Origin of the sequence: Neisseria flavescens, assembly GCF_001618065.1 — a bacterium.
In the GTDB taxonomy this organism is placed as follows: Bacteria; Pseudomonadota; Gammaproteobacteria; order Burkholderiales; family Neisseriaceae; genus Neisseria; species Neisseria flavescens_A.
This window is the reverse complement of sequence record NZ_LAEI01000046.1, coordinates 35004-47830: the sequence shown is the minus strand read 5'-3', so window position 1 is coordinate 47830 and position 12827 is coordinate 35004. Positions and strand designations below refer to the sequence as shown.

Genomic DNA, 12827 nt, shown 5'->3' with positions numbered 1-12827 from the left:
GACGATATGGCAAGCATTCAAAACTTATACGAGACCGTCGTCGGCGTGCTTGGCGATCAGGCAAGCAAAGTCATTTCAGCTTTGGGCGAGATTACCGTCGAGTGTCTGCCCGAACACTATATTTCAGTCATGACCGCATTGCGCGACCATGAAGAGTTGCATTTCGAGCTTCTGGTTGACTTGTGCGGTGTCGATTACAGCACTTACAAAAACGAAGTATGGCAGGGCAAACGCTTTGCCGTCGTCAGTCAGCTGCTTTCCGTTAAAAACAATCAACGCATCCGCGTACGCGTCTGGGTTTCAGACGACGACTTCCCCGTGGTCGAATCCGTAGTCGATATTTACAACAGCGCGGATTGGTACGAGCGCGAAGCCTTTGATATGTACGGCATCATGTTCAACAACCACCCGGACTTGCGCCGCATTCTGACCGATTACGGCTTTGTCGGACATCCGTTCCGCAAAGACTTCCCGATTTCCGGCTATGTGGAAATGCGTTACGACGAAGAGCAAAAACGCGTGATTTACCAACCTGTTACCATTGAGCCGCGCGAGATCACGCCGCGTATCGTCCGTGAGGAGAACTACGGTGGCCAATAAATTAAGAAACTACACCATCAACTTCGGCCCGCAACACCCTGCGGCGCACGGCGTATTGCGTATGATTTTGGAGTTGGAGGGCGAAACCATCGTCCGTGCCGATCCGCACATCGGCCTCCTGCACCGCGGTACTGAAAAACTGGCTGAAACCAAAACCTATCTGCAAGCCTTGCCCTATATGGACCGCTTGGACTACGTTTCCATGATGGTCAATGAGCAGGCGTATTGTTTGGCAGTAGAAAAACTTGCCGGTATCGATGTGCCTATCCGCGCCCAGTATATTCGCGTGATGTTTGCCGAAGTAACGCGCATCCTCAATCACTTGATGGGCATCGGTTCGCACGCCTTCGACATCGGCGCGATGACCGCCATCCTTTACGCCTTCCGCGACCGCGAAGAGCTGATGGACTTGTACGAAGCCGTTTCCGGCGCGCGTATGCACGCAGCCTACTTCCGTCCCGGCGGCGTTTACCGCGACCTGCCCGACTTCATGCCTAAATACGAGAGCAGCAAATTCCGCAACGCCAAAGTATTGAAGCAGCTCAACGAATCCCGCGAAGGCACCATGCTCGACTTCATCGACGCCTTCTGTGAACGTTTCCCCAAAAACATCGATACACTCGAAACCCTCCTGACCGACAACCGTATTTGGAAACAGCGTACCGTCGGCATCGGCGTTGTCACTCCTGAGCGCGCCATGCAAAAAGGCTTTACCGGTGTGATGTTGCGCGGTTCCGGCGTGGAATGGGACGTGCGTAAGACGCAGCCTTACGAAGTGTACGACAAAATGGATTTCGACATCCCCGTCGGCGTCAACGGCGACTGCTATGACCGTTACCTCTGCCGTATGGAAGAAATGCGTCAATCTGTACGCATCATCAAACAATGCGCCGACTGGTTGCGCGTCAATCCCGGCCTGGTCATCACCGCAAACCACAAATTCGCTCCGCCCAAACGTACCGAAATGAAAACAGGTATGGAAGACCTGATTCACCATTTCAAACTTTTTACCGAAGGTATGCACGTTCCCGAGGGTGAGACCTACACCGCTGTCGAACATCCGAAAGGCGAGTTCGGCGTTTACATCATTTCAGACGGCGCGAACAAACCCTACCGCCTGAAAATCCGCGCACCCGGCTTTGCCCACCTGCAAGGCATGGACGAAATGGCAAAAGGCCACATGCTGGCCGACGTCGTTGCCATCATTGGTACGCAGGACATCGTATTCGGGGAAGTAGATAGATAAGCTGCAAAAAACAGCCTGCACTGTTTAGGCTGCCTGAAAGCTGGGCAAATAAATACGAGGAATATTAGAAATGAATTTTTGGCATATGCAGATGCACCCAACTGATGAAATTGAGTTCTCTGAGAACATTGATTGGATTTTAGAGCAAAAAAAATTATTGGGCTAGGGCAATGGGAAGGCGGAGAAAAACAAATTAACCGTTTTATCAATGAAATTCAGGTCAATGACATTGTTGCAATAAAACGCGGGGGAGAGCTGATTGCGCTTGTCCAAGTTACGGGTGGGGCATATAAAGTTACTAACGATACTAATTCCAGTACGGGTTGGATTGTGAATCGCCGTCCTATTCGTGTTTTAGATTGGGCGATTGAACCGAAAACATTGAAAGATGTGCGCGGCACATTAAAACGTTGTAAGAACGATGATGTGGAAACTACTCAAACCATTAAACAATGGTATGAAGCCGTAGTGAAATCATTTGCAAAACGAAGAGTGGATTTAACCGTTTAAATTAGTCTTCAGGCTGTCTGGAACCCGCCCATCATTTTATCGAGAATAAAACCATGTTATCCGCACAATCGTTGCAACAAATCGACATCGAGTTGGCAAAATATCCTGTCGACCAACGCCGCTCCGCCATTATGGGCGCATTGCGTATTGCCCAGACCGAAAAAGGCTGGCTTGCTCCCGAGACCATCGCCTTTGTCGCAGACTATATCGGCATCTCGCCTGCACAAGCCTACGAAGTCGCTACTTTCTACAATATGTACGACCTTGAGCCCGTCGGCAAATACAAACTGACCGTTTGTACCAACCTGCCCTGCGCCCTGCGCGGCGGTATGGCTACCGGCGAATACCTCAAACAAAAACTCGGTATCGGCTACGGCGAAACCACCCCTGACGGCAAATTTACCCTTGTCGAAGGCGAATGCATGGGCGCATGTGGTGACGCTCCGGTTATGCTGGTCAACAACCACAGTATGTGCAGCTTTATGACCGAAGAAGCAATTGACAAGAAACTTGCCGAACTGAAATAAAAGGCCGTCTGAAAACAACGGCTGCAACCGATACGAAAACAAACAGGCACACCAAAAATGGCTATTTACCAATCAGGCGTGATTTTTGACCAAGTGGATACCGCCAATCCCGACTGCTGGACATTGGACGAATACGTCAAACGTGGCGGCTATACCGCCCTGCGTAAAATCCTGTCCGAAAACATCTCGCAAACCGATGTGATTGACGAAGTCAAAACCTCCGGTTTGCGCGGTCGTGGTGGTGCGGGCTTTCCGACCGGTTTGAAATGGAGCTTTATGCCCCGTTCCTTCCCGGGCGAAAAATATGTGGTTTGCAACACCGACGAAGGCGAGCCGGGCACATTTAAAGACCGCGACATCATCATGTTCAATCCTCATGCCCTGATTGAAGGCATGATTATTGCCGGTTACGCGATGGGTGCGAAAGCCGGCTACAACTATATCCACGGCGAAATTTTTGAAGGCTATCAACGCTTTGAAGCCGCTTTGGAGCAGGCGCGTGCCGTAGGCTTTTTGGGTAAAAATATTTTGGGTTCGGATTTTGAATTCGAACTTTTCGCCCACCACGGCTACGGCGCATATATTTGCGGCGAAGAAACCGCATTGCTTGAATCGTTGGAAGGCAAAAAAGGCCAGCCGCGCTTTAAGCCGCCATTCCCTGCTTCGTTCGGCCTGTACGGCAAACCGACCACCATCAACAATACCGAAACATTCTCCTCCGTCCCCTTCATTATCCGTGACGGCGGACAGGCATTTGCCGATAAAGGTATTCCGAATGCAGGCGGTACCAAATTGTTCTGTATTTCCGGCCATGTCGAGCGTCCGGGCAACTATGAAGTGCCATTGGGTACGCCGTTTGCCGAAGTCCTGAAAATGGCGGGAGGTATGCGAGGCGGTAAAAAACTCAAAGCCGTTATTCCCGGCGGTTCGTCCGCACCGGTTTTGCCTGCCGATATCATGATGCAGACCAATATGGACTATGACTCGATTTCTAAAGCCGGCTCCATGCTGGGTTCCGGCGCGATTATCGTCATGGACGAAGACGTGTGCATGGTGAAAGCCCTTGAGCGCCTGAGCTACTTCTACTACGACGAGTCTTGCGGCCAATGTACGCCTTGCCGAGAAGGTACGGGCTGGCTCTACCGCATCGTCCACCGCATCGTAGAAGGCAAAGGCCGCATGGAAGACTTGGATTTGCTGGATTCCATCGGTAATCAAATGGCAGGCCGCACCATCTGCGCCCTCGCCGATGCCGCCGTCTTCCCCGTCCGCAGCTTTACCAAGCATTTCCGTGATGAGTTTGTGCATTACATCGAACACGGCGGACCGATGAAAGGGCATAAGTGGTATTAAGATCTGTCTATTTAAAGAAGAATTAGAAATTATTTGATGGAAGGATAGTTATGCAGTGCCCAAAATGTGGTTCTGAAAACATTGAAAAATTAAATTATGGTAAACGAGCTGGTGCTGGTATAGGCGGTGTAGCAGGTGGGGTCGGAGGATACATAGCAGGTAGTGCTGGGGCAGCTGCAGGTGCCAAAGCCGGAGCTGTAATAGGATTATTTGCGGGACCTGTAGGTGCAGCTACTGGAGCTACTGTTGGTGCTGTTGCAGGGGGTGTTTTAGGAGCAATAGCTGGTGCAACTACGGGAGCAGGTTCTGGTGCTATGCTGGGGGAAGTTGTTGATTCTAATGTTCTATCTAATTTCAAATGTCATTCGTGCGAACATACTTTTAGTGAGCAATGAGTAAGTAATTGCTAATAAAGAGTAGAGTTTATTTGCAAACCTCTAAATATCCGTAACTAGGAACGAACCATGTTACAAATCGAAATCGACGGCAAACAGGTATCTGTGGAGCAGGGCGCGACGGTGATTGAAGCCGCGCACAAGCTCGGTACTTATATCCCGCATTTCTGTTACCACAAAAAACTTTCCATCGCCGCCAACTGCCGTATGTGTTTGGTGGACGTGGAAAAAGCCCCCAAACCTCTGCCCGCCTGTGCCACGCCGGTTACAGACGGCATGATTGTGCGTACGCATTCGGCAAAAGCCCGAGAGGCGCAAGAAGGCGTGATGGAGTTCCTGCTCATCAACCATCCGCTTGATTGTCCGACCTGCGACCAAGGCGGCGAATGCCAGTTGCAGGATTTGGCGATGGGCTACGGCAAAACCACCAGCCGCTATACCGAAGAAAAACGTTCTGTCGTCGGCAAGGACATGGGTCCTTTGGTTTCCGCCGAGGAAATGAGCCGTTGTATCCACTGTACCCGTTGCGTTCGTTTCACTGAAGAAATCGCCGGCGTGCAAGAAATCGCCATGGCCAACCGCGGCGAACATTCCGAAATCATGCCTTTTATCGGCAAAGCAGTGGAAACCGAATTGTCAGGCAACGTCATCGATTTGTGTCCTGTCGGCGCATTGACCAGCAAACCGTTCCGCTTCAACGCGCGTACTTGGGAATTGAACCGCCGCAAATCCGTTTCCGCCCATGACGCTTTGGGCAGCAATCTGATTGTACAAACCAAAGACCATACCGTCCGCCGCGTGTTGCCGCTGGAAAACGAAGCCATCAACGAATGCTGGCTGTCCGACCGCGACCGTTTCGCCTACGAAGGCCTGTATCACGAAAGCCGTCTGAAAAACCCGAAAATCAAACAGGGCGGTGAGTGGATGGACGTGGATTGGAAAACCGCGTTGGAATATGTCCGCAGCGCGATTGAATGTATCGCCAAAGACGACAACCAAAACCAAGTCGGCATTTGGGCCAATCCGATGAATACGGTTGAAGAGCTGTATCTGGCCAAAAAACTCGCCGACGGCTTGGGTGTTAAAAACTTTGCTACCCGTTTGCGCCAACAAGACAAACGTCTTTCAGACGGCTTTAAAGGTGCGCAATGGTTGGGGCAAAGCATCGAATCTTTGGCTGACAACGATGCCGTATTGGTAGTCGGTGCGAACTTGCGCAAAGAACAGCCGCTCCTGACCGCCCGCCTGCGCCGCGCCGCCAAAGACCGTATGGCCTTGAGCGTATTGGCCAGCAGTAAAGAAGAATTGTTTATGCCGCTTCTGTCTCAAGAAGCCGTACATCCCGACGAGTGGGCAGGCCGTCTGAAAAACCTGTCTGCCAATGCGGAACACGCCGTTACCGCCAGCCTGAAAAACGCTGAAAAAGCAGCGGTGATTTTGGGTGCGGAAGTGCAAAACCATTCTGATTACGCCGCCATTTATGCCGCCGCGCAAGAGCTGGCAGACGCAACCGGCGCGGTGCTGGGTATTTTGCCGCAAGCCGCCAACAGCGTTGGTGCGGATGTCTTGGGCGTGAACTCCGGCGAGAGCGTTGCCGAAATGGCAAATGCGCCGAAACAGGCAGTCTTGCTACTCAACATCGAGCCTGAAATCGATACGGTTGACGGTGCAAAAGCCGTAGCCGCGTTGAAACAGGCGAAAAGCGTGATGGCGTTTACACCGTTTGTCAGCGAAACGCTGCTGGATGTGTGCGACGTATTGTTGCCAATTGCGCCGTTTACCGAAACCTCAGGCAGCTTCATCAATATGGAAGGCCGTCTGCAATCCTTCCATGGCGTGGTACAAGGCTTCGGCGATTCGCGTCCGATGTGGAAAGTATTGCGCGTATTGGGCAACCTGTTTGACCTGAAAGGTTTTGAATACCATGATACCGCTGCGATTCTGAAAGATGCGCTGGATGCAGAAAGTCTGCCGTCCAAACTGGACAACCGCAGCACATGGACAGGGGAGGGCGTTCAGACGGCCTCAGACCGCCTCGTCCGTGTCGGCGGCGTCGGTATTTATCATACTGATTCTATCGTGCGCCGTTCCGCACCGTTGCAAGAAACCAGCCATGCCGCCGTGCCTGCCGCGCGTGTAAATCCGAACACATTGGCACGCTTGGGCCTGCAAGACGGACAAACCGCTGTCGCCAAACAAAACGGCGCAAGCGTATCGGTTGCAGTCAAAGCCGATACCGGTTTGCCTGAAAACGTGGTGCATCTGCCGCTGCATACCGAAAATGCCGCGCTGGGTGCGTTGATGGACACTATTGAACTGGCGGGAGCTTGATCATGCAAGAATGGTTCCAAAACCTCTTTGCCGCAACGCTCGGTCTGGGCGATTTGGGTATCACCGTAGGTTTGGTGGTATCCGTCATCGTCAAAATTGTGATTATCCTGATTCCGCTGATTCTGACCGTTGCCTATCTGACATATTTCGAACGTAAAGTCATCGGCTTTATGCAGCTTCGTGTCGGCCCGAACGTAACCGGCCCGTGGGGTCTGATTCAGCCGTTTGCCGACGTGTTCAAGCTCTTGTTTAAAGAGGTAACCCGTCCGAAGCTGTCAAACAAAGCCCTATTCTATATCGGCCCGATCATGTCGCTTGCACCGTCTTTTGCGGCGTGGGCGGTGATTCCGTTCAACGAAGAATGGGTGCTGACCAATATCAATATCGGTCTTTTGTACATCCTGATGATTACCTCGCTGTCGGTTTACGGCGTGATCATCGCGGGCTGGGCTTCTAACTCCAAATATTCGTTCTTGGGCGCAATGCGTGCTTCCGCGCAAAGCATTTCCTACGAGATTGCCATGAGTGCCGCGCTGGTGTGCGTCGTGATGGTATCGGGCAGCATGAACTTCTCCGACATCGTTGCCGCGCAAGCCAAAGGTATTGCCGGCGGTTCAGTATTCTCTTGGAACTGGCTGCCGCTCTTCCCCATCTTCATCGTTTATCTGATTTCCGCCGTTGCCGAAACCAACCGCGCGCCGTTTGACGTGGCAGAGGGTGAATCTGAAATCGTTGCCGGTCACCACGTCGAATACTCCGGCTTCGCATTCGCACTGTTCTTCCTCGCCGAATACATTTTCATGATTCTGATTGCCGCGTTGACATCGCTGATGTTCCTCGGCGGCTGGTTGTCTCCGTTCCCACAAAGCTGGGGCTTTATCGGTACGCCTTCCGCATTCTGGATGTTCGTGAAAATGGCGGCGGTGCTGTACTGGTATCTGTGGATCCGTGCAACCTTCCCACGCTACCGTTACGACCAAATCATGCGTTTGGGCTGGAAAGTGCTGATTCCCATCGGCTTCGCCTACATCGTGGTTTTGGGCGTGTGGATGATTTCACCGCTGAATTTGTGGAAATAGGGCAGGGAGGCCGTCTGAAAGTTTTCAGGTAGCCTGAACCCCAAATTTTTAACCGTTTCAAACCGAGAGAAACTGATGAAAGCTCAATGCCTGTGCGGCGCAGTATCACTGGAAACCGCCGAAAACCGCGAACTCCACGCCTGCCATTGCGGGAAATGCCGCACATGGGGCAGCGGCGCGTCTTTTACTTTGGCCGCCCGGTCGCCCGAAATCACAGGCAGCGAGCACATCGCGCATTATCAGTCGTCCGAATGGGCGCAACGCTGTTTTTGCAAACACTGCGGCACACACCTGTTTGTGCAGGTTGGCAACGATTATTACATCAACGCCGGGCTGTTTGCCGACAACGCGGGCTTTGAAACTACCTCACAAATCTTTATTGATTGCAAAGCTCCGTATTATGACTTGGCCAACGATACCCCGAAGCTGACCGAAGCCGAGTTTTTAGAAATGGTGGGCGCGGCAGGTTAAAAAAACCGCTTTCAGACGGCCTGTAAACAGAACAATCCGAAAAGAGCATCCGAAAATGGCTAATTTAGTAAAAACCTTCCTGCTGGGCGAATTGGTGAAAGGCATGGGCGTAACGCTCAAAAACTTCTTCGCCCGCAAAGACACGATTTACTTCCCCGAAGAAAAAACGCCGCAATCCGTGCGTTTCCGTGGCCTGCACGCGCAACGCCGTTATCCGAACGGCGAAGAGCGCTGTATTGCGTGTAAATTGTGCGAGGCAGTTTGTCCGGCAATGGCGATTAACATCGAATCGGAAGAACGCGAAGACGGCACCCGCCGCACCAAGCGTTACGACATCGACCTGACCAAGTGCATCTTCTGCGGTTTCTGCGAAGAGGCCTGCCCGACCGATGCGATTGTAGAAACCCATATTTTTGAATACCACGGCGAGAAAAAAGGCGACTTGCACATGACCAAGCCAATTCTTTTGGCCATTGGCGACAAATACGAAGCTGAAATCGCCAAACGCAAAGCCGCTGACGCGCCGTATCGTTAATGCTTTTGGGCTTCTTGGAAGGTTTTAAATATGGAAGGACTGATTAATGCATTGAAATATTTAGCCGAACATAAGCCAATAGATAATTTTGAAGAAATTAGAATTAGAAATAGTCCGATTGAGTTGCCAAGTGGATTAAGTAATTTTGAACAAAATATTTTTTTAAAAGAAAATTTATCCCCAAAATTACAAAATGATGATAGCTTGAAGACGCATTATTGGATTATTCGTGAATGGGGTGGGATTAAAAGTTTTAAACAATCTGCTGAAAATAGCCAGCTTATTCGTCAATTTTTATCGGAACTTAATTCGGGAAAATTGAGTAGTGGTTTGTTGAAAATTTCATCATTATCTAAATTGGCTTCTTTTATAGATTGTGAGCGATTCGCCATTTATGATTCACGCGCTATTTTTTCGTTGAATTGGTTGTTGTTTAAATTTACAAATGCAGATTTGTTTTTTCAGCCACAAGGTAGAAATAGGGAACTAGAAATCCGAAATATGAACGTATTGTTTCATTTTTCTGATATCAAACCGAATTATCGGAAACCAGACGTTTCGTTTCATCAATATTGTGGATTGTTACAAGATTTGGCGAAACAAGTTTATGGTAAACAAGCAAAACCGTATCACATAGAAATGTTGTTATTCAAAATTGCGACAACGTGGATTTGTGCGGATATGGATCAACTGATTAAGTTTGATTGTTTGCGTAACCAGGATTTTCAGACTGCTTGAAACCATATTTTTGATTAATAAAGAAAGCATAGACTATGACTTTCCAACTGATTTTATTTTATATTTTTGCAGTGATAATTCTTTATGGCGCGCTCAAAACCGTCACCGCTAAAAACCCTGTTCACGCCGCTTTGCATCTGGTGCTGACCTTCTGCGTGAGCGCGATGCTTTGGATGCTGATGCAGGCTGAGTTTTTGGGCGTTACGCTGGTGGTGGTTTACGTCGGCGCCGTGATGGTGTTGTTCCTGTTCGTCGTGATGATGTTGAATATCGACATTGAAGAAATGCGCGCCGGTTTCTGGCGTCATGCGCCGGTTGCCGGTGTGGTCGGCACATTGTTGGCGGTTGCCCTGATCCTGATTCTGGTCAACCCGAAAACCGACCTGGCCGCATTTGGTCTGATGAAAGACATTCCGGCCGATTACAACAATATCCGCGATTTGGGCAGCCGTATTTATACCGACTACCTGTTGCCGTTTGAGTTGGCGGCGGTATTGCTGCTGTTGGGTATGGTGGCCGCGATTGCGCTGGTTCACCGTAAAACGGTTAATCCGAAACGTATGGATCCTGCCGACCAAGTTAAAGTAAGCGCCGATCAAGGCCGTATGCGTCTGGTGAAAATGGAAGCGGTCAAACCGCAAGTCGAATCTTTCGAAGAAAACGAAGTTTCAGACGACCTCAAGCCGAAAGAGGAGGGCAAAGCATGATTACCTTGACGCATTATTTGGTATTGGGCGCGCTCCTGTTCGGTATCAGCGCGATGGGTATCTTTATGAACCGCAAAAACGTGCTGGTATTGCTGATGTCCATCGAGCTGATGCTCTTGGCGGTGAACTTCAACTTTATCGCTTTCTCCCAATATTTGGGCGATACTGCCGGACAGATTTTCGTATTTTTCGTACTGACCGTTGCTGCTGCCGAATCCGCCATCGGTTTGGCAATTATGGTGCTGGTGTACCGTAACAGAAAAACAATCAACGTTGCCGATTTGGATGAGTTGAAAGGGTAATCATGAACGATATGACTTTATATTTGGTAATTGCCCTTGTACCTTTGGCAGGTTCGCTGATTGCGGGTTTGTTCGGCAACAAAATTGGACGTGCCGGCGCGCATACGGTTACGATACTCGGCGTGGCGGTGTCTGCCGTGCTGTCGGCTTATGTGTTGTGGGGCTTTATCGACGGAAGCCGCGCCAAGTTTGACGAGAACGTCTATACTTGGCTGACAATGGGCGGCTTGGATTTTTCCGTCGGCTTCTTGGTCGATACAATGACGGCGATGATGATGGTTGTGGTCACCGGCGTATCGTTGATGGTGCATATCTACACCATCGGTTATATGCACGATGAAAAAGTCGGCTACCAACGCTTCTTCAGCTATATTTCTTTGTTTACTTTCAGCATGTTGATGCTGATTATGAGCAACAACTTCATCCAGCTCTTCTTCGGCTGGGAAGCGGTGGGTTTGGTGTCGTATCTCTTGATCGGTTTCTATTTCAAACGTCCAAGCGCAACATTTGCCAACCTGAAAGCCTTTTTGATCAACCGTGTCGGCGACTTCGGCTTTTTGCTCGGTATCGGCTTGGTGCTTGCCTATTTCGGCGGCAGCCTGCGCTATCAAGATGTATTCGCTTATCTGCCTAATGTTCAGACGGCCACTATCCAACTGTTCCCTGGTGTCGAATGGTCTTTGATTACCGTAACCTGTTTGCTCCTGTTTGTCGGTGCGATGGGTAAATCGGCGCAGTTCCCGTTGCACGTTTGGCTGCCTGATTCGATGGAAGGCCCGACACCGATTTCTGCATTGATTCACGCCGCAACCATGGTTACCGCCGGTCTGTTCATGGTATCGCGTATGTCGCCGATTTATGAGATGAGCAGCACTGCGCTATCTGTCATCATGGTAATCGGTGCGATTACTGCTCTGTTTATGGGTTTCTTGGGCGTGATTCAAAACGACATCAAACGTGTGGTTGCGTATTCCACCCTGTCGCAACTGGGCTATATGACTGTGGCTTTGGGTGCGTCTGCCTATTCCGTAGCAATGTTCCATGTGATGACCCACGCTTTCTTTAAAGCCTTGTTGTTCTTGGCCGCAGGTAGCGCGATTATCGGTATGCACCATGACCAAGACATGCGCCATATGGGCAACCTGAAAAAATACATGCCGATTACTTGGCTGACCATGCTGATCGGTAACTTGTCGCTGATCGGTACGCCGTTCTTCTCCGGCTTCTATTCCAAAGATTCGATTATCGAAGCAGCGAAATACAGCACCCTGCCGGGCAGCGGCTTTGCCTATTTTGCCGTCCTCGCCAGCGTGTTCGTTACCGCATTTTACGCGTTCCGCCAATACTTTATGGTGTTCCACGGCGAAGAAAAATGGCGCAGTCTGCCTGAACATCATGACGATCATCATGGTGAAGAGCATCACGGCTTGGGCAAAAACGACAATCCGCACGAAAGCCCGCTGGTCGTTACCCTGCCTTTGATTTTGCTTGCCATTCCGTCCGTCATCATCGGCTATGTTGCCATCGAGCCTATGCTTTACGGCGATTTCTTCAAAGACGTGATTTTCGTCAATATCGATGCGCATCCGACCATGCACATCATGAAGGAAGAGTTCCACGGCGCATTGGCAATGGTGTCGCACAGCCTGCATTCGCCCGTACTTTACCTCGCTATCGCAGGCGTATTGAGCGCATGGCTCTTGTACGTCAAACTGCCGCACCTGCCTGCGAAAATTGCACAGGCGTTCCGTCCGGTTTACGTTTTGTTTGAAAACAAATACTACCTCGACGCCCTGTATTTCAACGTCTTTGCCAAAGGCACGCGTGCATTGGGTACTTTCTTCTGGAAAGTCGGCGATACCGCCATTATCGACAACGGCATCGTCAACGGCTCTGCCAAACTGGTCGGCGCGATTGCCGCGCAGGTACGCAAAGTCCAAACCGGCTTCATCTATACCTATGCCGCCGCTATGGTATTCGGCGTATTGGTACTGCTCGGCATGACATTCTGGGGATTGTTCCGATAAAAGCGG

Annotated in this window: 14 protein-coding genes; all 14 read left to right on the top strand. The window is 50.4% G+C overall.

Annotation, left to right across the window (positions count from 1 at the left end; all coding sequences use genetic code 11):
* The first annotated feature begins 6 nt into the window (after positions 1-6).
* The 14 genes from TW89_RS07810 to nuoL all read left to right on the top strand — a co-directional run bounded on the left by TW89_RS07810 (position 7) and on the right by nuoL (position 12821).
* Positions 7-600, top strand: a complete 594-nt coding sequence (locus TW89_RS07810) for an NADH-quinone oxidoreductase subunit C (RefSeq protein ID WP_002216335.1) — start codon at positions 7-9, stop codon at positions 598-600.
* Entirely contained in the window at positions 590-1846 is a 1257-nt protein-coding gene (gene nuoD, locus TW89_RS07805) for an NADH dehydrogenase (quinone) subunit D (RefSeq protein WP_128581077.1), read from the top strand. The genes TW89_RS07810 and nuoD overlap by 11 nt, the downstream gene beginning before the upstream one ends.
* A 132-nt stretch (positions 1847-1978) precedes the next feature.
* Complete coding sequence (locus TW89_RS07800; protein ID WP_283114691.1) at positions 1979-2356, top strand: pyruvate kinase; 378 nt, start codon at positions 1979-1981, stop codon at positions 2354-2356.
* A gap of 53 nt (positions 2357-2409) precedes the next feature.
* The gene (gene nuoE / locus TW89_RS07795) at positions 2410-2883 is read left to right on the top strand and encodes an NADH-quinone oxidoreductase subunit NuoE (protein ID WP_128581076.1); all 474 of its coding nucleotides are present in this window, start codon (positions 2410-2412) and stop codon (positions 2881-2883) included.
* Between the two features lie 57 nt (positions 2884-2940).
* Positions 2941-4236 carry an NADH-quinone oxidoreductase subunit NuoF gene (gene nuoF, locus TW89_RS07790; RefSeq protein ID WP_128581075.1) on the top strand — a complete coding sequence of 432 codons (1296 nt, stop codon included), beginning with the start codon at positions 2941-2943 and terminating at the stop codon, positions 4234-4236.
* Between the two features lie 50 nt (positions 4237-4286).
* Complete coding sequence (locus TW89_RS07785) at positions 4287-4631, top strand: complement resistance protein TraT (RefSeq protein ID WP_225522193.1); 345 nt, start codon at positions 4287-4289, stop codon at positions 4629-4631.
* Between the two features lie 69 nt (positions 4632-4700).
* The gene (gene nuoG / locus TW89_RS07780; RefSeq protein WP_128581073.1) at positions 4701-6962 is read left to right on the top strand and encodes an NADH-quinone oxidoreductase subunit NuoG; all 2262 of its coding nucleotides are present in this window, start codon (positions 4701-4703) and stop codon (positions 6960-6962) included.
* A 2-nt stretch (positions 6963-6964) separates the two neighbouring features.
* On the top strand, positions 6965-8041 hold the full coding sequence (gene nuoH, locus TW89_RS07775) for an NADH-quinone oxidoreductase subunit NuoH (RefSeq protein ID WP_002228932.1): 1077 nt from the start codon (positions 6965-6967) through the stop codon (positions 8039-8041).
* 75 nt (positions 8042-8116) lie between these two features.
* Complete coding sequence (locus TW89_RS07770; RefSeq protein ID WP_003676990.1) at positions 8117-8512, top strand: GFA family protein; 396 nt, start codon at positions 8117-8119, stop codon at positions 8510-8512.
* Between the two features lie 55 nt (positions 8513-8567).
* Entirely contained in the window at positions 8568-9047 is a 480-nt protein-coding gene (gene nuoI, locus TW89_RS07765) for an NADH-quinone oxidoreductase subunit NuoI (protein ID WP_002216341.1), read from the top strand.
* A 30-nt stretch (positions 9048-9077) separates the two neighbouring features.
* Positions 9078-9785, top strand: coding sequence for a hypothetical protein (locus TW89_RS07760; RefSeq protein ID WP_128581072.1), 708 nt, complete (start codon positions 9078-9080; stop codon positions 9783-9785).
* 35 nt (positions 9786-9820) lie between these two features.
* The gene (locus tag TW89_RS07755) at positions 9821-10492 is read left to right on the top strand and encodes an NADH-quinone oxidoreductase subunit J (RefSeq protein WP_128581071.1); all 672 of its coding nucleotides are present in this window, start codon (positions 9821-9823) and stop codon (positions 10490-10492) included.
* Complete coding sequence (nuoK, locus tag TW89_RS07750) at positions 10489-10794, top strand: NADH-quinone oxidoreductase subunit NuoK (protein WP_003747881.1); 306 nt, start codon at positions 10489-10491, stop codon at positions 10792-10794. Before TW89_RS07755 ends, nuoK begins: the two co-directional genes overlap by 4 nt.
* 2 nt (positions 10795-10796) lie before the next feature.
* Positions 10797-12821 carry an NADH-quinone oxidoreductase subunit L gene (gene nuoL / locus TW89_RS07745; protein ID WP_070624917.1) on the top strand — a complete coding sequence of 675 codons (2025 nt, stop codon included), beginning with the start codon at positions 10797-10799 and terminating at the stop codon, positions 12819-12821.
* The last annotated feature ends 6 nt before the right edge of the window (positions 12822-12827 follow it).